Raw genomic sequence first — 23,438 nt, 5'->3', positions numbered from 1 at the left:
CCTAGGCCGCAGGACGGCGGTCCGGACTACTCCAGCAGCGGAAGGACCTGCTCGGCCAGCTGCGTGCGCAGGCTGCGCGAGTACGTGGCCGTCAGGTGGCTCGAGTCGCGGTAGACCAGGACGTCGTGGATGACGGTCGGGCAGACGCCGTCCGCGCACAGGGCGTCGGTGAGGTCGATGACCTCGACGTCGGGCACCTCCCGGCTGGCCAGCACCTGCTGGTCCGCCTCGGGCAGCACGTCGGCCTGGTCGCGAGCGCAGTCCGACAGCGAGTCCAGGTGGGCCGCGACGCAGTCGGGCACGACCATGTCGAAGCGCGGGATGTCGCGGAACGCCGCGACCCGGACGCCGGCGTCCTGGAGCCGGCTCCAGGTCTCGGCGACGCTCTCGGCGATCGGCTCCCGGTTCTCCGCGAAGCCCTCCTCGCTGCCGTGGACGATGTACGCCTGGCTCATCGCCGTCAGCACGAGCGCGGGCTTCTCCTCGCTGAGCTTGTCCGTGACGTTGCTCGTCCACGTCGCGCACTCGGCGTAGTGCTGGCCCTCGAAGTCGATCGGGACGGTCACCGGCGGGCACGAGCCCTTGGTGTAGGTGTCCAGGCGGTAGCCGGCGCGCTTGGCGACCAGGCTCATGCCGGGGATGTGCATCGCCGCGTGCGAGTCGCCGACGAGCGCGATGACCTTGTCGGAGTCGCGGTCGCCGAAGGAGCACACCTTCGGGTCGGTCGTGGGGTGGTCGAGCATGCAGCCGTTGGTGTTGGCGCGGGGAAGGTCGCGCGCGGCGTCCAGCGGGGACGGCGTCATGCGGTCGCTGGAGTCCACGACCCGGATCGGGCTCCCGTCGGCCACCTTGAGGGCACCGATCCGACCACCCGGGGCGGGCGCGGACGTGCTCGGCACGGCGAGGAGCAGGAGCAGCGCCGGCACCAGGCCGGCCAGCGTGAACGACGCGCCGAGGGCCAGCTTGGAGCCCTGGCGGCCCTGCCGACCGCGGAAGCCGCGGACGAGGTCCTGCAGCGGCTTCTCGACGTGCACGGTGCTGATCCAGGCCGGGACGACGGCGATCGCGACGACCAGCAGGCCCTCGAGGACCGACAGCTCCCCGAGCACCCCCGCCGCGATGATCAGGAGCGGCCAGTGCCAGAGGTACAGCGAGTACGAGATGCCACCGATCCACGTCATGGGCGACGTGGAGAGCAGCCGCGCGACCGGGCCGTGCTGCGCGTGCTCGCCGCTCCAGAGCAGCAGCGCCGCTCCCAGCACGGGCAGGAGCGCGGTGTAGCTGGGGAACGGCGTCGCGTCGCTGAAGGTGAGCGCGGCGACCGCGATGGCGGCCGCACCGGCCCACGCCCCGGCCGCCGCCACGCCCGCGGGGACGGGACGGGTCCAGTACGCCGCGGCGACGGCCACCGTCGCGCCGATGCCCAGCTCCCAGGCGCGGGTCGTCGTGACGAAGTACGCGGCGCCCGGGTTCGCGCCGGTGTAGTGGATCGACCACAGCAGCGACGGCACCACGATGAGCGCCAGACCGACGGCGAGGCCGGCGCCGAGCGGCTTGGCGGCACGCCGGCACACGAGGGCGACGGCGATGAGCAGCAGCGGCCACACGATGTAGAACTGCTCCTCCACCGCCAGCGACCAGAAGTGCTGCAGCGGGCTCTCGGCCTGGTCCTGGGCCAGGTAGTCGACGGACCGTTCGGCGAACGCCCAGTTGACGACGTACAGGCCGCTCCCGATGGCGTCCTTCGCGACCTGCTCCCACCGGGTCGGCGGCAGCAGCAGCCAGGTGAGCAGGACGGTCGCGGAGATCGCGACGACCGCCGCGGGCAGGATGCGGGCCATCCGGCGGATGTAGAACCCGGCGAGCGACAGCCGTCCGCGCGACCGCAGCTCACGCACGATGCCGCCGGTGATCAGGTAGCCGGAGATGACGAAGAAGACGTCGACGCCGACGAATCCGCCGTGCAGCGCGGGGACCCCGGCGTGGTACAGCACCACCAGCAGGACCGCCACGGCCCGGACGCCCTGCACGTCGGTGCGGAAGGTCGACACCGTGACGGCGGGCTCGGCACCGCGGTGCCGCGCAGCAGTCGTCGTCACGTTCACTCTCCTGGGTCGGGCGAAAATCCGTGCCATCGTACCCAGGCGCACCCACGGGACCGCGCCGGCGCACGCGCCGCGGCGCGGCCTCCGCTCAGTGCCTCGGGGCGTCCCGCAGCATCCGGAACGACATCCACGCCGCGCTGAGCGCGACCAGGATGGCTGCCGCCGACGTCAGCTGGACGCCGTGGTCGAAGGCCGCGATCGCCGACGCCCGCAGGGTGTCGCCGATCTCGTTCGGGAACAGCGCCGCCCGCTCCAGCGCGCCGCCGAGGGTCTCGAACGTGTGGCCGGTGGAGTCGGCCGCGTACGACGGCACCTGCAGCTCGCGCCGGAACGTCTGCGTGAGGATGCTGCCCAGCACGGCCGTGCCCAGCACCGCGCCGATCTCGTAGGCGGTCTCCGACAGGGCGGAGGCCGCGCCGGCCTTGTGCGGGGGCACGCCGGCCAGCATGAGGTCGTTGGTCAGCGTCTCGGCCAGGCCGATGCCCACGCCGAGCACGGCGAAGGCGAGCATGATCGAGCCGGTGGTGGGGTCGCCGAAGGCGGCGATCGCGTAGCCCGTGGCCGACAGCACGAAGCTGCCCGCCACGACCAGGTGCACCGGCACGTGCCGCACGAGCCGGACGGCGACGAAGCCGGCCAGCACCGTCACCACGAGACCGGGCAGCAGCGCCACCGCCGAGGCCAGCGGGCTCAGCCCCATCACCAGCTGCAGGAACTGCGCGGCGAAGAACATGAAGCCGGCGAAGCCCATGAGGCTCAGCAGGTTGGCGGTGATCGCGCCGGTGAAGACCCGGTTGCCGAACAGGCTCAGGTCGATCATCGGGTGGGTCAGCCGGCGCTGGCGGCGCAGGAACGCCACCACGCTGGCGACGCCCACGACGACGGCGAGCACGACGACGTCCGTCACGCCGGACTCCGCGGCCTTCTTGATCGCGAAGGTCAGCGGCAGCATGGCGGTCAGCGACAGCAGGATGCTGGGCACGTCGATCGGGCCGGGGCTGGGGTCGCGCGACTCGGGCAGCAACACGAAGGCCAGGACGACGAACGCCACGATGATCGGCGCGTTGATGAGGAACACCGAGCCCCACCAGTAGTGCTGCAGCAGCCAGCCGCCCAGCACGGGGCCGAGCGCGGCACCGCCGGAGAACATGGCGGCCCAGGTGGCGATCGCGACACGACGCTGCGCGGCGTCCTCGAAGATGTTGCGGATCAGCGAGAGCGTCGAGGGCATCAGCGCGGCGCCGAAGAAGCCGAGCATGGCGCGGGCCGCAAGCAGCATCTCCGGCGTGGCGCTGAACGCCGCGACGAGCGAGGCGACCCCGAAGCCGAGCGCACCGAGCACGAGCAGGCGACGCCGGCCGACCCGGTCGCCGAGGCTGCCGGCGGCGATGAGGAAGCCGGCCAGCATCAGCGGGTACAGATCGACGATCCACAGCAGCTGCGTGCCGGTCGGGCGCAGGTCGGTGGTCACCTGGGGCAGCGCGAAGCTCAGCACGGTGTTGTCGACCGAGGTCAGCAGCACCGGCAGCATCAGCACCGCGAGGGCCCCCCAGTCACCGGGACGGGCGCGGCGCGCGGGCTGGATCGGTTCCGTGCTGGGAACGTGGACGTGGCTCATGAGGGGTCCTCCTCTCGGGGCGGGTGACAACCTCTCTACTGTACCGTCCGGACGGTACAGCGACCAAGCCCGCGGAGTGTGACGTTCGCGGCGCTACAGTCGGCGCATGGCGAAGGAGCGCGGCACCCGTGACCGGCTGCTCGACGCGTTCGAGAAGCTGCTCGTCGTGGGCGGCACCCGCGCGGCCACGCTCGAGGCCGTCGCCGCCGACGCGAACGTGTCCAAGGGCGGGCTGCTCTACCACTTCCACAGCAAGGACGACCTGCTGATCGGCATGCTCGAGCGGCTGCGCGAGCAGGGCGACGCCGACGTCCAGCGCATGCGCACCGCGCCGCAGGGACCGGTCGACTACTACCTGACGACCTCGGTCGACAACGGCAGCGACTACGACCGCGCGCTCATCGCCACCGCCCGCGTGGCCCAGGAGAACGACGCGCGCGCCCGCCAGACGCTGGCCGAGGTGCGCGAGTCGTGGTTCGAGGTGCTGCGCGAGCACCTGGGCGACGAGTCCTTGGCCCGCACCATCCAGCTCATCGGCGACGGGCTGTACTTCGACGACACCACCGGGCTGTCGGAGAAGTCCGCGGTCGACCACGTCCGCGACGTGCTCGGCCGCCTCGACGGCGCGATCTAGCTAGCCGTCCACCCAGGACTCGCCGGCGTCGTCGACCCGGGCCCGTCCGGCCGTGACGGACGCCAGGCGCTGCGCCACCTCCTCGCGGTCGCCGGGCGGCACCGCGACCGTCAGCGTCGCGCGGGTGCCGTACCCGACGCCGGTCACCTGCCACGTCGACCGCAGCAGGTTCTCGACCTTCCCGGCGTCGGCGACCGGCACCTCCACGTCCAGGAGCAGGCGGCGGTGCCGCTCGCGCGTGCCCGCCGCGTCCAGCGCCTGCCCCACCGCGTCGCCGTAGGCGCGGACGAGCCCGCCGGCGCCGAGCAGCGTGCCGCCGAACCAGCGGGTGACGACGGCGGCGACGTCGCTCAGCCCGCGGCGGGTCAGCACGTCGAGCATCGGCGCTCCCGCCGTGCCGGAGGGCTCGCCGTCGTCGTCCATCCGCCGCACGCGGGAGTCCGGTCCCAGCACCCACGCGCTGCAGTGGTGCCGCGCGTCGTGCCCGCGGCGGCGCGCGTCCTCGACGAGGGCGCGGGCGGCGTCCTCGTCGTCCACCCGGGCGACGTCGCAGCGGAACCGCGAGCGCTTGACCTCGGTCTCGACCGTCGCCGGCCCGGCGATGGTCAGGTAGGACGTCGGGGCGGGCACGCCGTCACCCTAGGGCGGGCCCCAGCTCCTCGCGGCGCGGCGGGTCGGCACCCTCGCGGCCGACCACCACGGCAGCGGCGCGGACGGCCGTGCCCAGCACCCGCTGCAGCGTCGCCGGGTCCAGCGCGGCCAGCCGGTCGCGGTCGTCGGGGTCGAGCAGCCCCTCGTCGTCCAGGCGCGAGAGCAGCCCGGCCATGAACGTGTCGCCGGCCCCGACGGTGTCGACCACGGTCGTCTCCGGCGCGCGCAGCTCCACGCGGACGTCGGCGGTGAGCGCCACGGCCCCCTCGCCGCCGGCCGTCACGACCACCAGGCGGGGGCCGAGTGCCAGCCAGGCGCGAGCGGCGTCCTCGGGATCGTCGCCCGGGTAGGCCCAGCGCAGGTCCTCGTCGCTGGCCTTCACGACGTCGGCCAGGGCGACCAGCCGCTCCAGTCTTGCTACGACGGCGGCCCGGTCCGCCAGCAGCGACGGACGCAGGTTGGGGTCGAGCGAGACGACGGCGGCACCGCGCGCGGCGAGCACGAGCCGCTCGACGGCGTCCGCACCCGGCTCCAGGAACGCGCCGAGCGAGCCGACGTGCAGCAGCCCTCCCCGGGGGAGCGCCAGCCGGCCGGGGTCCCACGACACGTCGAAGGCGTAGGACGCCGAGCCGGACGCGTCGAGCGTCGCGGTCGCGGTGGAGGTGCGTGCCGCCGGCGCCGCCTCGACCCGCACGCCGGACGCCCGCAGGTGCTCGGCGACCCGGTGGCCGCGGTCGTCGTCGCCCAGGGTGGTGAGCAACGTGACCGAGTGGTCGAGCCGCGCCAGCGCCAGCGCCACGTTCGCCGGCCCGCCGCCGGGCCGCTCGGACCGCGACCCGTCGGGCCGCACCAGGACGTCCACCAGGGCCTCGCCGACGACCGTCATCATGGCGCTCACCCTACGGAGCGCCGGGACCGCTCAGTCGACGGTGCGCGGGCCGAACTCGGGCTCGGTGCCGGCGCTGCCGGCCTTGCGCGCGATGGCCGTGTTCGGCGACTTGAACATCCGCGACTGGAGCCGGCGCTCGAGCCGGAACGCCTCGCGGACGCTGCCGCGCCGCGTCTGCAGGACCAGCCGCTTGGTCGCGGCGACGGAGTCGGGCGACCGCGCGATGATCCGCTCGGCCAGGGCCAGGGCCTCGGCGTGCGGGTCGTCGCTGACGCCGGTGGCCAGCCCGAGCTCGCCGGCCTCCTGGCCGCTGAACACGTCACCGGTGAGCGCCAGGCGCATGAGCACGTCGGTGCGCAGCAGCTCGCTGAACGGCACGGTGCCGCCCATGTCGGGCACCAGGCCCCACTTGGCCTCGAGGATGGACCACTTCGCGTCCGGCGTGGTGAACCGGAAGTCGGCGTTCGCCGCCAGCTGCAGGCCCGCACCGAAGCAGTGGCCGTGCACGACCGCGATGACGGGCACCGGCAGCGAGCGCCAGACCTCGTTGACCCGCTGGAAGTCGTTGGCCCGCCGCGGCCCGGCGAAGAACATGCGGGCGACCCGCTTCTTGTCCTTGAACGCCGCGGCGAAGTCCAGGCCGGCGCAGAAGGAGCGCCCGTTGCCGCTGAGCACGACGACCCGGACGTCGCGGTCGGCGGCGATCCGGCGGCCGGCCGCGATCAGCTCGCCGATCAGCTCGAGGTCGAACCCGTTGAGCTTGTCGGGACGGTTGAGACGGACGTGGGCGATCGGTCCGGAGAGCTCCACCTGGACGCGTGACTCGGTCATGCCCGCAGGTTACCCGGCGGTAAGTTCACGCGTCCATCCCCGGGATTCCAGGGGTCCGGCTCGGGTGAACAAGTTCTGCGCAAGAAACCTATTCACGCCCCTTGCGCTCGTGAACAGGTTTTGAGTAAGTTCTGAACAGGTTTTGGAGCGGGCGTCGATCGGGCGCCCCCTGGGGGAAGAGGACGCCATGGTCAACGTGAACCGACTGCCGATGCCGCTCATCGAGACGTACGAGTGGCAGTACGAGGGGGCCTGCAACAACGCGGACCCCGACACCTTCTTCTCGCCGGAGTTCGAGCGCGGCCCGCGCCGCGCCGCCCGTGAGGCGAAGGCCAAGTCCTTCTGCGCCACCTGCCCGGTGATCCAGGAGTGCCGCGAGCACGCGCTCTCGGTCCAGGAGCCGTACGGCGTGTGGGGCGGTCTCACCGTCAACGAGCGGGCCGAGATCCTCGCCGGACGCAAGGCCCAGCCGCTCGCTTCCTGAACCCGCCCGGCCCGTCGCGGGCATCAGGGGGGCTCGCGGCGAGTCGTGCGAGAGCCGCGGTCGATCCACCGGATCGGCCGCGGCTCTTCTGCGTCCGGCGCCGGGACCGGCTCAGCCCTGGACCGCGGCCCGCAGCGCCGGCAGCACGTCGGCCAGCGAGCGTCCGGCCTCGATCACCAGGACGCCCTGCGGTGCCCCGTCCTGCACGACGAACACCTCGGCCACCAGCTGGAGCGCCTGGTCGATCTCGATCATCGGCTCGTCGCACTCGCCGCGCAGCCAGCGCCGCAGCACGTGGTTGTGCGCCGACACGACGGCGGCGGCCATGAGCTCGGCCCGCAGCGGCGAGCCGTCCGACGTCACGTCGTAGCGCGTCAGGTACTGACGGAACAGGCGCTGGTAGCGGGCCACCATGGCGATCTCGCGCTCGCGCAGCGCCTGGATCGAGCTGGTCAGCCGGTACCGCCGGCGCGCGTGCTCGCCCTCGCTCACGTAGTGCACCAGCACCGTCGTGATCGCCGCGCTCACGGCGTCGAGGGCCGAGCGCTGGGTGGACGCGTCCAGCCGGCGCCGGACGTCGGCCAGCATCTCGTCGTGGTCGGGGAAGACCACGGACTCCTTGGAGCCGAAGTAGCGGAAGAACGTCGACCGGCTGACCTGGGCGGCCGTGGCGATGTCCTCGACGCTCGTCTCGGCGTACCCGTGGGCCGCGAACAGCTCCATCGCCGCCTGGACGATGCGGTCGCGCGCGTCGGTGCTCATCTGTCCATCGTGACGGATTCCGACGCTCGGCTTGACGAGACCTGAGACACACGTAACACTGCCGTAATGACACTCAGTGTCGTGCTGTGACACTCAGTCCTACTTGAGGGGAAGCTCCGATGGCCGTGGCCCTGTCGTCCCGCACCGCTCGTCCCACCATCGCGTCGCGCTACTTCGCGTCGTCGCCGCACCGCCGCCAGGTCCCGGGCGGGTGGGGGCCGTACGGCACCTTCCACGCCCGCGAGGTCGGGTCGCCCACCACCGCCTGCGGCATGGCCGCGATCGAGTGGAAGGTCTTCTACGACCAGGGCTTCACCGCGGTGAACCCGCAGGCCTGTCGCGACTGCATCCAGGTGCTGTACTTCCCGGCCAAGGGCGCAGCCACCGCCTGACCCGCCGGCCCGGCACACTGGGCGGCCTGCGAGAGGGGTCCCCATGACCGTGCGCCGGGTCGCCACCAACGGCATCGAGCTGTCCGTCCTCGAGGAGGGCGAGGGACCCCTGGTCGTCCTCGTCCACGGGTTCCCCGAGCTGGGGTACTCCTGGCGCCACCAGGTGCCCGCCCTCGTCGCCGCCGGGTACCGGGTCGCGGTGCCCGACATGCGCGGGTACGGCCGCTCGGACGTGCCGCCCGGCCCCGAGGGGTACGACGCCCTCACGCTGGGTCGTGACCTGACCGGGTACCTGGACGACGTCGGCGAGGAGTCCGCGATCTTCGTGGGCCACGACTGGGGCGCCAACGTCGTGTGGCTGCTCGCCGCCGGCCAACCCGAGCGCGTCCGCGCCGTCGCCGGGCTCAGCGTGCCGTTCACGCCGCCGACCCGCTCGGTGCCCACCGAGGTCTTCCGACACCGCATCGGCGAGGACTTCTACATGCTCTGGTTCCAGGAGCCGGGCGTCGCCGAGCCGGTGCTCGAGGCCGACGTGCGCCGCACGCTCAGCACCAGCGAGGTGTGGGGTGCGGACTGGGCGAGCCGCGAGGGCGAGGACGTCCGCCGCCCGCGCTGGATGACCGAGGACGACCTGGCCGTCTACGTCGAGGCGTTCGAGCGCACCGGGTTCGCGGGGGGCCTGTCGTACTACCGCAACCTCGACCGCAACGCCGAGCTCACCCGCGACTGGACCGACCGGAAGGTGACGCAGCCGGCGTTCTTCCTGACCGGGTCGCGCGACCCGGTCGCCCTGTTCATGCCGGCGCAGGGCATGGACGGGTGGGTCACCGACCTGCGGGCCAGCGTCGTGCTCGACGGCGCCGGGCACTGGGTGCAGCAGGAGCGTCCCGACGAGGTCAACGCCGCGCTGCTCGGCTGGCTGCGCGAGGTCGCGCCGGTCTAGCGCGAGCGACGCAGGGCGGGACCCGCGCCGAAGCGCAGGACGGCGACCGCCTCGACCGCCCCCGGCGCCCCGCCCTGCGCCAGCCAGTCGCGCACCGCGAGCGGGACGCCCTCCGCGCCGACCCCCACGAGCTCGCGCAGGAAGAACGCCCGGACGACGAAGGGATGCACCTCTCGCGGCAGCACGGCGAGCACGCGGCCCAGGTGCGGGAGCACGTGCGCGTCCGGCTCGCCCGGCGTGCGCACCAGCTGCCAGGGCGGCACCTCCAGACGTCCGCCCGAGACGCACGCGTACAGCTCGCGACGGCAGATCATCTGCTGCACGTCGACGAGCGACACCCCGAGCTCGTGAGCGGCGGACGCCGCGCCATGCGTCATGCGTCGATCGTGCGGCCCGCCGGGACGCTGCCTCCAGGGCTGCGGACCGGATCGGCGGGAAGCGCGCGGGCCGGACTGCGGGCCCGCAGGGGGACCCGCCAGCGTCCGGACGCGACGAGGGGGCCCGTCGCACGCGACGGGCCCCCTCGTGCGGGTCAGACCTGGAAGTGGGCGACCGAGCCGCGCAGCTCGGTGGCCATGCGCGCCACCTCGTCCACCGCGGACTGGGTCTGCGACAGCGCCTGCGTGGTGCCGGCCGCCGCCTCGGAGACGCCCGAGATGTTGTCGGCGATCTGGCCCGAGCCGGCCGACGCCTCGGACACGTTGCGGCTCATCTCGTTCGTCGTGGCGGTCTGCTCCTCCACGGCCGAGGCGATGGTCACCTGGTAGTCGTTGATCGAGGTGATGATCTCGGCGATCTGGCCGATCGCGTCGACCGCGCCGCCGGTGTCGTTCTGGATGGCGTCCACGCGACGGGCGATGTCCTCGGTGGCGCGCGCCGTCTCCTGGGCGAGCTCCTTGACCTCGTTGGCCACGACCGCGAAGCCCTTGCCGGCCTCGCCGGCGCGAGCGGCCTCGATCGTCGCGTTGAGCGCCAGCAGGTTGGTCTGCTCGGCGATCGAGGTGATCACCTTGACGACGTTGCCGATCTCCTGGCTGGACTCGCCCAGCTTGGCGACGGTCTGGTTGGTGGTCTCGACGGTGCGGACGGCCTCAGAAGCCACGCGAGCGGCCTCGTTCGCCGAGTGCGCGATCTCGCGGATCGAGGCACCCATCTCGTCCGAGCCCGCGGCCACGGTCTGCACGTTGCGGCTGACGTCCTCGGCCGCGTCCGAGACCAGGCCGGCCTGCACCGAGGTCTCCTCGGCACCGGCGGCGATCTGCTGCGAGGACGCGGACAGCTCCTCCGCGGCGGCGGCCAGCGCGTCCGAGGACGCCGTGACCTGGCTCATGAGACCGCGCAGCGTGGCGGTCGCGTCGTCCAGGCTGGAGCTCATCTCGCCGACCTCGTCGCGCGAGGTGACGCCGGACGAGGCGGTCAGGTCACCGGCGGCCAGGGCCTCGGCGACCTTGCGCACGCGGCTCACGCCGGCGGCGATGCTGCGGGCGACCAGCAGGCCGATGCCCAGGCAGGCGACCGCACCCAGGAGCAGCACGACCAGGGTCGTCGCGCGCGCCGTCCTGTACGCGTCCTGCGAGGCCACGGCCTCGGACGACGCCTCGGCGTCCTCGGTCTCGACGATCTCGCCGAGGTCGGAGCTGATCTTCTCGGCGATCGTGGCGACCTCGCCGTTGTTGACCTTGAGCCAGCCGGAGAGGTCCTGCTCCTCGGCCAGCGGGCCGAGCTTCTCGTCGACGGCGGCGATGTACTGCGCGAGCGTGCCGCGGACGTCCTCGGCGCGCTGGCGGTTCGCGGCGGTGGGGTTCGTCGCCAGGTACTCGTCGAGCTGGGCGTCGAAGGTCTTCTGCAGCTCGACGTACTCGTCGAGGACCGCCTGGCGGTCGGGTCCGTCACCGACGAGCAGGATGTCGCGGGCGCTGATCGAGATGCTCTTGCGCGTCACGCTGATCTGGCCGAGGACCTTGACCGCGGCGAGGTTGTCCTCGTGGATGCGCTGGCTCGTCTCGGCGCTGTCGGACAGCGCGTTCAGGCTGTACGTGCCCAGGACGGTCGCGGCGACGACGCCGATGACGGCCGGCACGAGGACCTTGGTGCGGATCTTGCGACTCGACCACCACGACGCGAGGCCACGAGGCCCCCCGTCGGCGTGCTCGGTCGAGGGGGTCTTCGACATGGGTGCCCTCCAGGCGATGGTTCGTGGGACGCCGGACCGTCCCTGGACCGACGCCCGCCCCATCGGCCGCCGACACGCCGAGGTGAGTCATTTCACGCGCCCTGGCCGCGTCCGGCCACGTCGCCCGGGACGCACCAGGGCCCCGGTCGGTGCGACCGGGGCCCTGATGGACGTGCGGCTAGCGGTGCCCGCGGGCGTACCGCAGGCCGTGCCCGACCTCGAACAGCGGCCGACGGACGTCGTCGGACAGGTCCGGGCGCTGGGCCTCGACCTGCGCCATCGACGCCGGCAGCTCGAACGGCAGCCGTCCGCCGGGGCTGCGGTCACCGAAGATCGTCTCGAGCAGCACCTCGTCGGAGACGCCGTAGTCGGCGACCACGGCGTCCGCGCGGTCCACGACGTTCATCAGCACCAGCGGACGCACCAGGTTCGGCACGGCCACCGTCGGGGTGCCGGACGCCGCAGCGGCCGCGAACGCCTGGTAGTCGGCCTCCGTGCCCCGGAAGTCGAGGTGGTTGTCGCGACCGACGCCGGTCGGGTCGGACAGCCCCACGATCGCGAGGTCGGCCTCCTGCGGCGTGGCCACGACCTGCAGGCCGCGGTCGGTCGCCGCCTGGGCGCCGATGCCGGAGAGGTAGACCTTCTTCACCCGGCGCGGCGAGGCCGGCAGCGTGCGGCCACGGTTGGTGAGCAGGGTGAGCGACTTCGCCTGGGCGGCGTCACCGATCGCCTGGAACCTGGCGTTGCCGTTCACCGCGGCCGCCTCGGCCGGGTCGACGTACGGGTTCTCGAAGAGCCCCAGGCGCAGCTTCTGCTCCAGCACACGGCGGGCCGACTGGTCGACCCGACGCTCGGTCAGCAGCCCCGCCTGCACCGCCTGCACCACGTACTGCGGCTCGTCCGACCCACCCATCTGGTCGATGCCGGCGTTGAACGCCTTGGCGAACCGCTGCAGCTTGGTGGCGTCCTCCATGCCCCAGGGGGTGCCAACGCCCCACGGGCCGAAGAACGTCGGGCCCTCGTTCGCCTTGCAGGCGGCGGGGCAGTCGTTGGCGATCGCCCAGTCCGAGACGATGACGCCGTCGAAGCCGTGCCGGCCGCGCAGCAGGTCCTGGAGCAGGAACGTGTTGAAGCCCGCGCCCACCTGCTCGACCGGACGTTCGCGGTAGACCAGGTCCTGCAGGATCGAGTACGTCGGCATGACGCCGGCGACGTCGGCGTCGAAGGCGCCGCGGAACGGCACGACGTGACGGTCGAGACTGCGCTGGTCGAGCTTCGCGTAGCGCCCGTAGTAGTAGTGGCTGTCGTAGCCGTTGACCTGGGCGCCGTACCCGACCCAGTGCTTCACGACGGCGGCGACGCTCTCGCTGCCGAGGCCGCGCGAGCCGTCCTGGATGCCGGCGACGTAGGCGTTGACCTGCTTGCGCGCGTCCTCGGGGTCGGAGCCGAAGGTGCCGTTGATGCGGCTCCAGCGCGGCTCGGTGGCGATGTCGGCCTGCGGGGAGAGCCCCTCGTGGATGCCGACGGCTCGGTACTCGCGCCGCACGACGTCGCCGTAGGTGCGGGTGAGCGACGGGTCGCCGGCCGCGGCCATGCCGATCGGGTCGGGGAACGCGGTGTTGCCCACGCGCGGCACGGTCTGGCCGGCCGCCGTCGTGAACCCGTTGCGCGGGTCGGTGGAGATGACCACCGGGACGCCGAGCGGCTGCGCCTCGGCGATCGCCTGGACGCTGTTGTTCTGCTCGGCGAGCGCGGACGGCTCGGTGGCCAGCCGCGTGATGAACGTGGTGATGTGGCGGTCGGCGATGAAGCCGGTGTTGGTCGCCGCGTTGTACGTGGTGCCGGTCGTGGCGAGCGTGCCGTGCACCAGCAGGCCGGCCTTCTGCTCCAGGCTGAGCCGCGAGACCAGGTCGGCGGCGCGACGCTCGGGGCTGAGCCGCCAGTCCTCGTACGGCGTCAGGCGGCCGTTGCGGTCCAGGTCGCGGAAGCGGTAGCCGTCGGCCTTGATGATCTCGACCCCGCGCGTGCCGAGCTCGGGCTGGCGGTGCCGGGCCGCGGACGCGCTGCTGCCGAGCGCGGGCACGGCCAGCGCCCCCAGCACGAGCGTCCCGATCGCGGTGCCGCTCACCACGGTGCGCAGGCGTCGTGGCCGACGCGTGAAGATGTCCATCCGAATCCCCCGATTCGTTCGTGTCCCGAACCTCGATGTCCGGTCCGTCGAGCATCTGTGACGCACGCCACCCCGTCAAGACCGGGACGTGACCGTTTCCGGTCGTGAGACGACGAACCCGCCCCCGTTGTGTTCGGGTCTCGAACACAACGGGGGCGGGTCGCCCGGCCCGGCGTCAGCCGCGGCCGTGCTCGGCCAGCAGCAGGGCGTACCGCCCGCCGGCCGCGATCATGTCCTGCGTGCGCTGGTTGAGTGGCTGCCCGACGAGCTCGAGCCCCTTCGCGGGCACCCGGACGGTGGCCGCCCGCCAGTCGACCTCCATCTCGTCCCAGCGCTCGACCGCGGTCGAGATGCCCGGCACGGTCAGCAGCGGCATCCCGTTGCTCACCTCGCCGCGCCAGAAGCCCGGCGAGAACGACTCGGCCACCACGCCGACGATGCCCTCGTTGCGCATCGCGGTCATGGCCACGTAGTGCGGGTGGCCGTAGCCGAAGTTGCGCCCGCCGACGAGCCAGTCGCCCTCACGGACCTTGTCGGTGAAGTCGTCCTCGTAGGCCTTCATGCACACCGAGTGCAGGTGCTCGGGGTCGGTGTACTTGATGTTCTGCACGCCGATCATGAGGTCGATGTCGTGGTCGTCGCCGAAGATCCAGGCCACCCGTCCGCGCAGGACGTCGGGGATCACCTGCTCGGGTGCCGTCGTCTCGGCGGTCACGGGGTCACCACCTCGCGCGGGTCGGTGAGCCGGCCGGTCAGCGCGCTGGCCGCCACGGTCGTCGCCGAGCCCATGTAGATGTCGGCGTCCGGGCTGCCCATGCGGCCGGAGATGTTGAGCACGCCGGTCGACACGCAGGCCTCGCCGGCCTCGAGCGGCTTGGCGTAGCCGAAGCAGAAGTCGCAGGTGGACTCCACCACGTGGGCGCCGGCGTCGCGCAGCGTCTGCAGCAGGCCCTCGGACTCGGCCTGCTCGTAGATGCGCCGCGAGGTCGGGACGACGTTGAGCTCCACGCCCGGGGCCACCCGCTCGCCCTTGAGCACGCCGGCCGCGGCCCGGATGTCCTCGATCCGGCCGCTGGCGCACGAGCCGATGAAGGCGCGCTGGATCTTCTGCCCACCCACCTCGGTCACGTCGCGGGTGTTGGCCGCGCGCGCCGAGCCGGGCATGACGATCTGCGGGCTGAGCTCGTCCAGGTCGATGTCGTAGCGCGCGGTGTACTCGGCGTCCGGGTCGCTGTAGAGCGGCTCGAAGTCGCGCTGGGCGACCTTGCGGCTGTACTCCAGGCTCAGCTCGTCCGGGTTGAAGATGGCCGAGACGCCGCCGGCGAACATCGCCATGCCGCACAGCGCCTGCCGCTGGCCGAGCGCCATCGACTCGGCGCCGGGCCCGGTGTACTCCATGACCTGGAAGGCCACGCCGTCCGCGCCGATGTCGGAGATGATCCGGTGGATCAGGTCGCGGCTCTCCACGCCCGGCGCGAAGGAGCCGGTGAGGTGGAACCGCGTGCTCGCCGGCACGTCCAGGTGGATGCCGCCGGTGACCCAGCCCTCGAGCAGGTCGCGGCGCACGCCCATGCCCAGCGCACCGAACGCGCCGAGGCTGGAGATGTGCCCGTCGAAGTGGATGAGGAAGTGGCCGGGCATCGCGTACCCGAGCTCGGCGGCGACCTGGTGGCCGATGCCCTCGCCCTCGTGGAAGTGGACGCCGTTCTCCATCGCCCAGTCGCGGGTGACCTGGTGGACCTCGGCCTCGCGCTCGTTCTTGTTGGTGAGCATGTGGTCGATGAACAGCACGTACCGGTCCGGCTCGGAGACCTTCGTGACGCCGAAGTCCTCCTTCATCTGGCGGAAGAAGCGGTCGGTGTAGCCCGGGAAGTCGTACGCGATCATGTAGTCCGGCCGGACGGGGTAGTTCTCGCCGGGCGTGACGTGCTCGCGGTCGCCCACGCGGGCGAGGATCTTCTGCGTGATGGTCTGGCCCATGATCAGGCCTCCTCGAGGGTCTCGGGCAGGTACAGGGACTGCTTGTGCAGCACCTCGTCGAAGCCGATCAGCTTCAGGAAGTCGGCGTGCTCCATGTAGTCGCGGCTGACGTCCGCGGCCAGCTCGCCGGCGGCGAGGCGCTCCAGGGAGGCCCGCGTCGCGGTGGTGGCGGCGAGCAGGATCTGCGTGGGCAGCAGCGCCAGCCCGACGCCGATCTCGCGCAGCACCTGCGGGGTGAACTGCTCCGCCGTCCAGGTCCAGGCGGTCAGCGAGCACATGAGCGGGACGCCGACGGCGTCGTGCAGCCGCTTCCACGACTCGGCGTCCGGGAAGCCCTTGGAGATCGGCATGATCATCTCGGCGCCGGCCTCGACGTAGGCCACCGCTCGGCGGATCGCGTCGTCGCCGATGCCGTCGGTGCGGCCGATGAGCACGAGCTCGTCGCCCACCTCGTCGCGGACGGCCCGCACCTTGCCGGCCGCCTCGCGGACGGGCAGCAGGGTCGGGACGCCGCTGGTGGCGGCGGGGCAGCGCTTGGGCGCCAGCTGGTCCTCCATGAACACCGCCGAGACGCCGGCGTCGGCGAACATCCGCGCCGTGCGGGCGGCGTTGACCGCGTTGCCGTAGCCGGTGTCGATGTCGGCGACGACCGGCAGCCGCGAGGCGCCGCGGATGCGGCGGACCGCGTCGAGGTTCTCGCTCATCGAGTACATCTCGGCGTCGGGCAGGCCGAGCGAGGCCGAGATCGCGAAGCCCGACGCGCACAGCGCCCGGAAGCCGCTCTGCTCGGCGATGCGGGCGGTGAGGCCGTCCCAGACGCCCGGCGCGTAGACCAGACCCTCGGCCAGCTGCTCCCTGAAGTGGTTCGTCATCGTGCTTCCTTCCGTTGGGTCACCGTGACGCGGGCGCCCCGAGGCGCTCGGACAGCGCGGCGCAGGCCTCGCGCACGGCGGTGACGATGTGGTCGAGGCGGTCGGGGCCGAAGCCCTGGGCGGCACCGCCGAGGCTGAGCGTGCAGACGATCGCGCCGGTCGGTCCGAACACGGGCGCGCTGACGACGGCGACGCCGTTGTTGAGGTCCTCGTCGGCGAAGGCGTACCCCTGCTCGCGGATGCGGGCGAACTTGTCCTCCAGCGCCTCGCGCGAGACGTCGGTGTGCTCGGTGAACCGCGTGCGCGGCGCCGACAGCACCCGCTCGCGGATCTCGTCGTCGAAGGCCGCCATGACGGTCGGGCCGCCGGCCACGTGGTACGGGATGACCGTCCCGAGGGTCACGGTGTTGACCTTCAGCGGGCTCTCGCCCTCGACCATCTCGACCACGACGGCGCCCTCGTCGGACGACACCAGCAGGAACGCGGTGTCGCCGAAGGTGCCGGCCAGCGTCCGCAGGTGCGGCAGCGCCTCGTTGCGGATGCTGAACTGGCGCTGCGAGGCGTGGGCCAGCTTGAGCATGCGGATGCTCAGCCGGTACCCGTCGCGGGGACCGCGCTCGACCCAGCCGGCCATCTGCAGCGACGACAGGAGCCGGTGGACGGTGGTCTTGCCCAGGCCCGTGGCCTGGGCGACCTCACCGAGGCTGTACTCGCTGTCGCCCCCGCCCAGCACCTCGACGACGTTGCAGGACTTGATGACGGACGCGACGTAGTTGCGCGGGTCGGTGCCACCGCCTCCGCTCGGCTGGTCCACGAGGTCCTTCATCCGAGGTACGCCTTCTGGATGTCCTCGCTGTTGGCCAGCTCGGCCGGGGTGCCGGACATCGCCACCTCGCCGCGCTGCAGCAGGTAGGCGTGGTCGGCCACCTCGAGCGCCCGGGTCGCGTCCTGCTCGATGAGCAGGATGCTCTGCCCCTCGCGGTGCAGCGCGGCGATCGCCCCGTAGATGACGTCGATGACCGACGGCGCCAGGCCCATGGACGGCTCGTCCAGCAGCAGCACCTGCGGGTCGGTCATGAGCGCGCGGCCCATGGCCAGCATCTGCTGCTCGCCGCCGCTCATGAGGCCGGCCTGCTGCGACCGGCGCTCGGCCAGCCGCGGGAACAGCTCGTAGACCCGGTCGAGCAGCTCGGGCCGCGAGCGTCCCGAGAACGTGCTCAAGGAGAGGTTCTCGGCCACCGTGAGCGGGGCGACGACGTGGCGTCCCTCCGGCACGAGGGCCAGGCCCAGGCGGGTGATGCGGTGCAGCGCGAGGCGCTGGACGGGCTTGCCGTCGAGCACGATCTCGCCGGTCTTCTCGCGGTGCACGCCCGCGATCGACCGCACCAAGGTCGACTTGCCGGCGCCGTTCGCGCCGAGCACCGCCACGAGGCGCCCCTCGGGGACCTCCAGGCTGACGTCACGGACGGCGCGGATCGCTCCGTAGCTCGCGCAGAGCCGGGATACCTGAAGCATCGTTCTCCTTTCCGAAGTAGGCCTTCTGCACGGCGGGGTCGTCGACGCACTCCTGCGGGGTGCCGTGCGACAGCACCTGGCCGAAGCTCATGACGTACGCCTGGTCGCAGTAGTCGAGGATCAGCCGCATGTTGTGCTCGACGACGAGCACCGTGCAGCCCTGGTCGCGCATGGAGCGGATGAGCTCGCCGACGGCGACCGACTCCTCGCGGTTCATGCCGGCCGTCGGCTCGTCCAGCAGGACGAGCTGGGGGTCGGTGGCCAGCGCGCGGGCGATCTCGACCCGGCGCTGGGTGCCGTAGGGCAGGTTCTCGGCCAGCTCGTGCCGCTCGGTCACGCCGACGCGGGTGAGCAGCTCGTCGGCGCGCTCCAGGCAGGCCCGGCGCTCGCGCCGCTCGGCCGGCCACATCACGAGGCTGGAGAGCGAGGAGGCCTTGCGCGAGGCGTACATGCCGGCGACCACCTGCTCCAGGACGTTGAACCCGCTCAGCAGGCGCACGTTCTGGTAGGTGCGGGTGATGCCCCGCCGGCTGATCTGGTGCGGCGAGAGGCCGGCGACCTCGCGACCGTCCAGCAGCACCGAGCCCTCGTCGGGCCGGTAGAAGCCGGTCACCAGGTTCACCAGGCTGGTCTTGCCGGCGCCGTTGGGCCCCATGAGCCCCATGACCGCGCCGCGGGGCACGACCATGTCGACGTCGTCGACGGCGGTGACGCCGCCGAAGCGCTTGCGGAGCCCGGCGATCGTGAGCAGTGCGTCGGTCATCGGACCACCTCCGGCTGCGGGGCGGGCTCCTCGGCCACCGGCTGGCTGGACCGCCGCCGGAACCACTGCCGGCGCGGGTCGATGAGCCCGCGGGGCATGAAGACCATGATCAGGACGAGCAGCGCGCCGGTCATGAGCTCGTCGACGCCGTCGACGTAGGACCGCACGACCTCGGGCAGGCCGACGAAGACGATCGCGCCCACGATCGGGCCGGCCCAGTGGTACGTGCCGCCCAGCACCATCGCGGCGACCATCGTGAAGGCCAGCGTGATGAAGAAGGTGTCGGGACCGATGTACTGCAGCAGGTTGGCCAGGACGACGCCCGCGACGCCGGCCACCAGGCCGCTCGCGGCGAAGGCCACGGCGCGGACGGTGAACGGGTTGACGCCGAGGGCGGCGGCCACGGCGGCGTCCTCGCGGACGGCGTGCGCGGCCATGCCGTAGCGCGAGCGGCGCAGGCGAGCCAGGGCGTAGCAGACGAGCGCGACGAGGGCGACGACCGTGACGAGGTCGATCCGGCGGGTGACGCCGGTGCCGACGCTGCCGCCGGTGTACTCCTCGGCCGACAGGACGACCACGCGGGTGATGAGCACCAGCGCCACGGTCGCCATCGCCATCCAGTGGCTCTCGAGCTTGAGCAGCAGCACCGACAGCAGCGCCGCGACGCCCAGGCCGAGCCCGGCGCCGACGAGCAGCTGCACGACGATGCCGGCACCCATGTGCAGGTCGAGGTAGGCGGCGCTGAAGCCGCCGACCGCGCCGAACGTCGCGCCGGCCATGCTGAACACGCCGGCCCACATCGCGATCCAGCTGCCGAGCGCGAACAGCGCGTTGGCCATCGCGAACTCGACGACGGACCGGTACTGGTCCCAGAAGCCGCCCATCATGCCCTCACGGTCTGCATCGAAGCGGCGGAGCCGAACAGGCCCCGCGGCCGGAAGACGAGGAAGGCGAGCAGCAGGCCGAACGTCACCGCGTCCCGCAGGCTGCCCGACACGTACTGCGCGGTGAGCACCTCGGCGACGCCGATCAGCAGGCCGCCGACGACCGTGCCACGCACGTCGCCGAAGCCGCCGATGATCACGGCCGCGAAGCCCTTGAGCAGCAGCGCCTCGCCGAGCATGAAGTTCACCGTGCTGGTGTTGAGCCCCATGGTGATGCCGGCCAGGCCGGCGACCGCTCCGGACAGGAAGGCGGTCACCGCGACGACGAGCACGGGGTTGACCCCGCCGAGCGAGGCGGCCATGGGCGAGTGGCCGACGGCGCGCATCGCGGCGCCGACCCGGGTGCGGTGCAGCAGCACGTGCAGGCCGACGCCCACGAGCGCCACGGCCAGCAGGCTGACCAGCTGCGTCCGGCCCAGCGTGAGGCCGAGGAAGTCGAACGAGCCGCTGGGGGCGGCGTCCGGCGAGTAGCGCGAGGTCGTCGCGCCGGTGACCATGCGGGCCGCGGCGAGCAGGAAGATCCAGACGCCGATGCTGGTGATGAGCGCCGGCAGCAGGTCGCCGCCGCGTCGCCGGATGGGCTGGAAGGCCACGAAGTCGACGATCACCGCCATGACTCCGGAGACCAGCACGCCGAGGACCAGCGCCGGCCAGAAGCCGAGGCCGACGTCGTTGACCAGGTAGAGCACGGTGAGTGCTCCCCAGGTGGCGAAGGTGCCGTGCGCGGCGTTCAGCACGCCGAGCGTGGCGAGCATGAGCCCGAAGCCGACGCCGAAGACGGCGTACACCGAGCCGAGGGCCAGGCCGTTCAGGATCTGTTGGGCCAGGACGTCCACGTCATCGCCTCCTCTCCGTCTCGTGGTGGCGGGCGGTCACGCGCCCGCGCCCTTCCACAGCTGCGGGACGCCGGCGTCGTCGATCTGCACGACCTGGAAGTCCTCGCTGGTGCCCTGGCCGTCCTCGAAGGTCAGCGGGCCCCACGGGGAGTCCATCTCGGAGATCCCGGCGAGCGCGTCGGCGATCTTGTCGGCCTTCGCCCCGTCACCGGCCTCGCTCGCGCCCTGCGCGGCGTACTTCACGGCGACGTAGCCCTGCGAGGCGAAGAGGTCGGGCTTCTCGTCGTACTTCTCCTCGTACGCCTTGGTGAACTCGGCGGCCGCCGGGATGGTGCTGGCCGGCGTGTACTCCACGGAGTAGTAGGTGTCGGCGAGCGTCTTGCCGAACGACTTGAGCAGCGGGGCGGTGGCCACGGCGTTGTTGGCCAGGATCACACCGTCGTAGCCCTTCTCGCGCAGCGCCTTCGTGATGGTCGCAGCGGCCTCGCCGAGCGTGTAGACGGTGACCATGTCGGCGTCCTTGGACAGGATCTCGGTCACGGCGCCGCTGAAGTCGGTGTCGGCGACCAGGGTCTTGACGGTGCCGAGGTCCTTGGCGCCGGCGGCCTCGGTGCTGGTGCGGGCGGCCTCGCTCTGCGCGACCAGGCCGTCGTTGTCGCTCGCGGTGACGTGCACGGCGCTGGTGATGCCGAGCTCCTCCACCAGGCGGGCCGAGACCGGCGCGATGCCCTGCTGGGGCAGCAGCGCGGGACGCAGCACGAACGGCGGGTCCTCGAGGTTCGGCGTGGTGGCGCCGTAGACGACCAGCGGAACCTTCTTGGACGTGGCCAGCGGCTTCATGGCGCCCGCGACCGCGCTGGAGACGCAGCAGACGACCTGGCCGACGCCCTCCTGGCCGGTGAGCTTGTTGAACGCGGTGATGCTCTTGGCCGGGTCCTCCGAGCCCTCCTCGACGACGAGCTCGACGTCCTCGAGCTCGGCGGCCAGCTCGGCACCCTTGAGGTACGAGGCGCCGGCGAAGGCGAACGGGCCCTGCTCGGCGGCGATGAGGCCGATCTTCGTGGCACCGGAGGAGTCCGATCCACCGGCGGAGCTGCAGGCGCTCAGGGAGGTGGCGGCGACGGCCGCCGCCATCGTCAGGGCCGCCGTGCGGCGGGCGAGCTTCGAGACCATGTCGTCCTTCTCCTTTTTCCGGATTGCGGAACGCGTACCGCTATCCGGATGACGTTAAGGATGTGACCTGGGTCATGTCAATGCCTGAGCGTGAACTGGATCACAGGACGCCGCCGCCCCCGCGGGCGGGTCCGAAGAAAGTCGGCGAGGGCCCCGTGGCGGGCTCGTCCGGATGCGGACCGAGCCGGGAGGCCCCCCGAACGACGAAGGGCCCCGGTCCGAAGACCGGGGCCCCGCTCGATGGTGCGCGAGGGGGGATTTGAACCCCCACGCCCTTTCGGACACTGGCACCTGAAGCCAGCGCGTCTGCCGTTCCGCCACTCGCGCGCAACACCATTCCGTGCTGATCCGCCCGAGAGGGGCGAACCGAGGAACAACGATAGCAGCCCCCTCCCGGCGCCACGCCACCCGGTCCCGGTCGTGCGGACGGGACGCCCTGCACGCCGCCCGATAGCATCGAGCCGTACTCGAGACTCCAGGGAGAAGGTGAACACGATGGCCGGTGTGCTCCAACGGTTCGAGCGTCGCCTCGAGGGGGCCGTGACCAGCGCGTTCGCACGAGCGTTCCGCAGCGCCGTCCAGCCCGTCGAGATCGCCGCCGCCCTCCAGCGCGAGGTCGACAACTCCGCGCAGATCCTGTCGCGCGAGCGCCAGCTCGTGCCCAACGACTTCACCGTCGAGCTGTCGGTCACCGACTACGAGCGGCTCACCCCGTTCGGCGGCACCCTCGCCACGGAGCTCGCGGCCATGGTCACCGAGCACGCCCACGAGCAGCGCTACACGCTCACCGGCCCGGTCGAGATCTCCTTCGTCAAGGCCGGCGACCTGGGCACCGGACGCTTCCGCGTGCGCAGCCGCACCAACGCCACCGTCACGCCGGTCGCGGGCCAGCGCATGACCGAGACCGCCGTGACCAGGGCCGCGGTCACGCTCGAGGTCAACGGGCTCAAGCACCCGCTGTCGGCCCCCGGCGTCGTCATCGGCCGTGGCGAGGACGCCCAGCTGCGCATCGAGGACCCGGGCATCTCGCGCCGGCACGCGCACCTGCGCATCCAGGACACGCTTGGCGGCCCGCAGGTCACGATCGTCGACCTCGGCTCGACCAACGGCGTCGTGCTCGACGGGCGCCGGGTCGATGAGGGCACCGTCCACGACGGGTCCGAGGTGCGCCTGGGCAACACGACCATGACCGTCCGCATCCCGGGCCAGGAGTGATCGCGTGTCCGAGCTGACGCTGACCCTCATCAAGCTGGGGTTCCTGGCCGTGCTGTGGCTGTTCGTGCTCTCGGCCGTGTCCGTCGTGCGCTCGGACATCTTCGGCACCAAGGCGACCGCCGGCCCGCGCGCGGCCGCCCGCCCCGCCGCGGCCAAGCCCGAGAAGACCCGCCGCCCCAAGCGCGCCGGTCGCGGACGCCCCAGCCACCTGCACGTGGTCGAGGGCCCCAACGCCGGCCAGAGCGTGCCGCTCGGCGACGGCCCGGTGCTGCTCGGCCGCGGCACCGACGCGGCCATCCGCCTGGACGACGACTACGTCTCCACCCGCCACGCCCGCTTCGCCACCAACGGCGAGCAGTGGTTCGTCGAGGACCTCGGCTCGACCAACGGCACGTACCTCGGCAGCCAGCGCATCACCGCGCCGGTGCCGATCGAGCCCGGCGTCCAGGTCCGGCTGGGCAAGACCATCGTCGAGCTGCGGAAGTAGG

General features: G+C 72.3%; 24 protein-coding genes and 1 tRNA gene. 6 read left to right on the top strand and 19 right to left on the bottom strand.

Translation table 11 applies throughout. The features are described 5' to 3' along the window. Nucleotides 1–26: 26 nt before the first annotated feature. The gene (locus HGAM_RS03865; RefSeq protein WP_020691374.1) at nucleotides 27–2,099 is read right to left on the bottom strand and encodes an acyltransferase family protein; all 2,073 of its coding nucleotides are present in this window, start codon (nucleotides 2,097–2,099) and stop codon (nucleotides 27–29) included. A 94-nt stretch (nucleotides 2,100–2,193) separates the two neighbouring features. Next, nucleotides 2,194–3,723, bottom strand: a complete 1,530-nt coding sequence (locus tag HGAM_RS03860) for an MFS transporter (protein WP_019144156.1) — start codon at nucleotides 3,721–3,723, stop codon at nucleotides 2,194–2,196. 106 nt (nucleotides 3,724–3,829) lie between these two features. Here HGAM_RS03860 and HGAM_RS03855 point away from each other — a divergent pair, with 106 nt between their 5' ends. Beyond that, nucleotides 3,830–4,357, top strand: coding sequence for a TetR/AcrR family transcriptional regulator (locus HGAM_RS03855; protein ID WP_019144155.1), 528 nt, complete (start codon nucleotides 3,830–3,832; stop codon nucleotides 4,355–4,357). Here HGAM_RS03855 and HGAM_RS03850 read toward each other — a convergent pair whose 3' ends face one another. Genes HGAM_RS03850 through HGAM_RS03840 form a run of 3 tightly spaced genes read right to left on the bottom strand, consistent with a single transcriptional unit; the run spans nucleotide 4,358 to nucleotide 6,728 of the window. Continuing rightward, nucleotides 4,358–4,987, bottom strand: coding sequence for an IMPACT family protein (locus tag HGAM_RS03850; RefSeq protein ID WP_019144154.1), 630 nt, complete (start codon nucleotides 4,985–4,987; stop codon nucleotides 4,358–4,360). It abuts the gene before it with no gap. A 4-nt stretch (nucleotides 4,988–4,991) separates the two neighbouring features. Next, nucleotides 4,992–5,897, bottom strand: a complete 906-nt coding sequence (locus HGAM_RS03845; RefSeq protein ID WP_019144153.1) for a PfkB family carbohydrate kinase — start codon at nucleotides 5,895–5,897, stop codon at nucleotides 4,992–4,994. A gap of 30 nt (nucleotides 5,898–5,927) precedes the next feature. Further along, complete coding sequence (locus HGAM_RS03840; RefSeq protein WP_019144152.1) at nucleotides 5,928–6,728, bottom strand: crotonase/enoyl-CoA hydratase family protein; 801 nt, start codon at nucleotides 6,726–6,728, stop codon at nucleotides 5,928–5,930. 187 nt (nucleotides 6,729–6,915) lie between these two features. Between HGAM_RS03840 and HGAM_RS03835 the strand changes: the two genes are divergently transcribed. Next, on the top strand, nucleotides 6,916–7,212 hold the full coding sequence (locus HGAM_RS03835; RefSeq protein ID WP_019144151.1) for a WhiB family transcriptional regulator: 297 nt from the start codon (nucleotides 6,916–6,918) through the stop codon (nucleotides 7,210–7,212). Between the two features lie 111 nt (nucleotides 7,213–7,323). Here the strand turns inward: HGAM_RS03835 and HGAM_RS03830 are convergent, their stop codons facing one another. Further along, entirely contained in the window at nucleotides 7,324–7,974 is a 651-nt protein-coding gene (locus HGAM_RS03830; protein WP_019144150.1) for a TetR family transcriptional regulator, read from the bottom strand. Nucleotides 7,975–8,093: 119 nt separating this feature from the next. Here HGAM_RS03830 and HGAM_RS03825 point away from each other — a divergent pair, with 119 nt between their 5' ends. Beyond that, nucleotides 8,094–8,366 carry a hypothetical protein gene (locus tag HGAM_RS03825; RefSeq protein ID WP_019144149.1) on the top strand — a complete coding sequence of 91 codons (273 nt, stop codon included), beginning with the start codon at nucleotides 8,094–8,096 and terminating at the stop codon, nucleotides 8,364–8,366. Nucleotides 8,367–8,409: 43 nt separating this feature from the next. Next, on the top strand, nucleotides 8,410–9,309 hold the full coding sequence (locus tag HGAM_RS03820) for an alpha/beta fold hydrolase (protein WP_019144148.1): 900 nt from the start codon (nucleotides 8,410–8,412) through the stop codon (nucleotides 9,307–9,309). Here HGAM_RS03820 and HGAM_RS03815 read toward each other — a convergent pair. From HGAM_RS03815 to HGAM_RS03755, 13 genes are all read right to left on the bottom strand, one after another. Then, complete coding sequence (locus tag HGAM_RS03815; protein WP_019144147.1) at nucleotides 9,306–9,686, bottom strand: hypothetical protein; 381 nt, start codon at nucleotides 9,684–9,686, stop codon at nucleotides 9,306–9,308. The genes HGAM_RS03820 and HGAM_RS03815 overlap by 4 nt on opposite strands. Before the next feature lie 155 nt (nucleotides 9,687–9,841). Then, nucleotides 9,842–11,482, bottom strand: coding sequence for a methyl-accepting chemotaxis protein (locus HGAM_RS03810; RefSeq protein ID WP_019144146.1), 1,641 nt, complete (start codon nucleotides 11,480–11,482; stop codon nucleotides 9,842–9,844). 178 nt (nucleotides 11,483–11,660) lie between these two features. Beyond that, nucleotides 11,661–13,652, bottom strand: coding sequence for a glycoside hydrolase family 3 protein (locus tag HGAM_RS03805; protein WP_019144145.1), 1,992 nt, complete (start codon nucleotides 13,650–13,652; stop codon nucleotides 11,661–11,663). Nucleotides 13,653–13,827: 175 nt separating this feature from the next. Next, nucleotides 13,828–14,367 (bottom strand): 3-isopropylmalate dehydratase small subunit, encoded by a 540-nt coding sequence (locus HGAM_RS03800; protein WP_019144144.1) that lies wholly within the window; start codon nucleotides 14,365–14,367, stop codon nucleotides 13,828–13,830. Continuing rightward, on the bottom strand, nucleotides 14,364–15,632 hold the full coding sequence (locus HGAM_RS03795; RefSeq protein ID WP_019144143.1) for a 3-isopropylmalate dehydratase large subunit: 1,269 nt from the start codon (nucleotides 15,630–15,632) through the stop codon (nucleotides 14,364–14,366). The genes HGAM_RS03800 and HGAM_RS03795 overlap by 4 nt, the downstream gene beginning before the upstream one ends. A gap of 2 nt (nucleotides 15,633–15,634) precedes the next feature. Continuing rightward, a complete protein-coding gene (locus HGAM_RS03790) occupies nucleotides 15,635–16,504 on the bottom strand; it encodes an isocitrate lyase/PEP mutase family protein (protein ID WP_019144142.1) in 870 nt (289 codons plus the stop codon). A 19-nt stretch (nucleotides 16,505–16,523) separates the two neighbouring features. After that, nucleotides 16,524–17,330 (bottom strand): IclR family transcriptional regulator, encoded by an 807-nt coding sequence (locus HGAM_RS03785; protein ID WP_019144141.1) that lies wholly within the window; start codon nucleotides 17,328–17,330, stop codon nucleotides 16,524–16,526. Beyond that, nucleotides 17,327–18,019, bottom strand: a complete 693-nt coding sequence (locus HGAM_RS03780) for an ABC transporter ATP-binding protein (protein ID WP_020691376.1) — start codon at nucleotides 18,017–18,019, stop codon at nucleotides 17,327–17,329. Before HGAM_RS03780 ends, HGAM_RS03785 begins: the two co-directional genes overlap by 4 nt. Beyond that, the gene (locus tag HGAM_RS17595) at nucleotides 17,964–18,782 is read right to left on the bottom strand and encodes an ABC transporter ATP-binding protein (protein ID WP_019144139.1); all 819 of its coding nucleotides are present in this window, start codon (nucleotides 18,780–18,782) and stop codon (nucleotides 17,964–17,966) included. The genes HGAM_RS03780 and HGAM_RS17595 overlap by 56 nt, the downstream gene beginning before the upstream one ends. Continuing rightward, the gene (locus tag HGAM_RS03770; protein ID WP_019144138.1) at nucleotides 18,779–19,669 is read right to left on the bottom strand and encodes a branched-chain amino acid ABC transporter permease; all 891 of its coding nucleotides are present in this window, start codon (nucleotides 19,667–19,669) and stop codon (nucleotides 18,779–18,781) included. Before HGAM_RS03770 ends, HGAM_RS17595 begins: the two co-directional genes overlap by 4 nt. Next, nucleotides 19,666–20,562 carry a branched-chain amino acid ABC transporter permease gene (locus HGAM_RS03765; protein WP_019144137.1) on the bottom strand — a complete coding sequence of 299 codons (897 nt, stop codon included), beginning with the start codon at nucleotides 20,560–20,562 and terminating at the stop codon, nucleotides 19,666–19,668. Before HGAM_RS03765 ends, HGAM_RS03770 begins: the two co-directional genes overlap by 4 nt. A 36-nt stretch (nucleotides 20,563–20,598) precedes the next feature. Beyond that, the gene (locus HGAM_RS03760) at nucleotides 20,599–21,735 is read right to left on the bottom strand and encodes an ABC transporter substrate-binding protein (protein WP_019144136.1); all 1,137 of its coding nucleotides are present in this window, start codon (nucleotides 21,733–21,735) and stop codon (nucleotides 20,599–20,601) included. Between the two features lie 241 nt (nucleotides 21,736–21,976). After that, nucleotides 21,977–22,062 (bottom strand) — tRNA-Leu (locus HGAM_RS03755). A 168-nt stretch (nucleotides 22,063–22,230) separates the two neighbouring features. On the opposite strand from HGAM_RS03755, the gene HGAM_RS03750 reads away from it, so the two are divergent. Together HGAM_RS03750 and HGAM_RS03745 are read left to right on the top strand one after the other, a co-directional pair. Continuing rightward, nucleotides 22,231–22,950, top strand: a complete 720-nt coding sequence (locus tag HGAM_RS03750; protein WP_038951536.1) for an FHA domain-containing protein — start codon at nucleotides 22,231–22,233, stop codon at nucleotides 22,948–22,950. A 4-nt stretch (nucleotides 22,951–22,954) separates the two neighbouring features. After that, nucleotides 22,955–23,437 carry an FHA domain-containing protein FhaB/FipA gene (locus HGAM_RS03745; protein ID WP_019144134.1) on the top strand — a complete coding sequence of 161 codons (483 nt, stop codon included), beginning with the start codon at nucleotides 22,955–22,957 and terminating at the stop codon, nucleotides 23,435–23,437. Nucleotide 23,438: the final 1 nt, after the last annotated feature.

Source organism: Aeromicrobium massiliense JC14 (genome assembly GCF_000312105.1).
GTDB classification, from domain to species: Bacteria; Actinomycetota; Actinomycetes; order Propionibacteriales; family Nocardioidaceae; genus Aeromicrobium; species Aeromicrobium massiliense.
This window is presented reverse-complemented; position numbering and strand designations above follow the sequence as displayed.

Bases quoted from the DNA above. Each gene is read 5' to 3' on its own strand.
- HGAM_RS03770 (WP_019144138.1), bottom strand. From the start codon at position 19,669: ATGATGGGCGGCTTCTGGGACCAGTACCGGTCCGTCGTCGAGTTCGCG.
- HGAM_RS03835 (WP_019144151.1), top strand. From the start codon at position 6,916: ATGGTCAACGTGAACCGACTGCCGATGCCGCTCATCGAGACGTACGAG.
- HGAM_RS03820 (WP_019144148.1), top strand. From the start codon at position 8,410: ATGACCGTGCGCCGGGTCGCCACCAACGGCATCGAGCTGTCCGTCCTC.
- HGAM_RS03845 (WP_019144153.1), bottom strand. From the start codon at position 5,897: ATGATGACGGTCGTCGGCGAGGCCCTGGTGGACGTCCTGGTGCGGCCC.
- HGAM_RS03785 (WP_019144141.1), bottom strand. From the start codon at position 17,330: ATGAAGGACCTCGTGGACCAGCCGAGCGGAGGCGGTGGCACCGACCCG.
- HGAM_RS03830 (WP_019144150.1), bottom strand. From the start codon at position 7,974: ATGAGCACCGACGCGCGCGACCGCATCGTCCAGGCGGCGATGGAGCTG.
- HGAM_RS03840 (WP_019144152.1), bottom strand. From the start codon at position 6,728: ATGACCGAGTCACGCGTCCAGGTGGAGCTCTCCGGACCGATCGCCCAC.
- HGAM_RS03760 (WP_019144136.1), bottom strand. From the start codon at position 21,735: ATGGTCTCGAAGCTCGCCCGCCGCACGGCGGCCCTGACGATGGCGGCG.
- HGAM_RS03825 (WP_019144149.1), top strand. From the start codon at position 8,094: ATGGCCGTGGCCCTGTCGTCCCGCACCGCTCGTCCCACCATCGCGTCG.
- HGAM_RS03795 (WP_019144143.1), bottom strand. From the start codon at position 15,632: ATGGGCCAGACCATCACGCAGAAGATCCTCGCCCGCGTGGGCGACCGC.
- HGAM_RS03855 (WP_019144155.1), top strand. From the start codon at position 3,830: ATGGCGAAGGAGCGCGGCACCCGTGACCGGCTGCTCGACGCGTTCGAG.
- HGAM_RS03790 (WP_019144142.1), bottom strand. From the start codon at position 16,504: ATGACGAACCACTTCAGGGAGCAGCTGGCCGAGGGTCTGGTCTACGCG.
- HGAM_RS03810 (WP_019144146.1), bottom strand. From the start codon at position 11,482: ATGTCGAAGACCCCCTCGACCGAGCACGCCGACGGGGGGCCTCGTGGC.
- HGAM_RS03860 (WP_019144156.1), bottom strand. From the start codon at position 3,723: ATGAGCCACGTCCACGTTCCCAGCACGGAACCGATCCAGCCCGCGCGC.
- HGAM_RS03815 (WP_019144147.1), bottom strand. From the start codon at position 9,686: ATGACGCATGGCGCGGCGTCCGCCGCTCACGAGCTCGGGGTGTCGCTC.
- HGAM_RS03750 (WP_038951536.1), top strand. From the start codon at position 22,231: ATGGCCGGTGTGCTCCAACGGTTCGAGCGTCGCCTCGAGGGGGCCGTG.
- HGAM_RS03805 (WP_019144145.1), bottom strand. From the start codon at position 13,652: ATGGACATCTTCACGCGTCGGCCACGACGCCTGCGCACCGTGGTGAGC.
- HGAM_RS17595 (WP_019144139.1), bottom strand. From the start codon at position 18,782: ATGACCGACGCACTGCTCACGATCGCCGGGCTCCGCAAGCGCTTCGGC.
- HGAM_RS03780 (WP_020691376.1), bottom strand. From the start codon at position 18,019: ATGCTTCAGGTATCCCGGCTCTGCGCGAGCTACGGAGCGATCCGCGCC.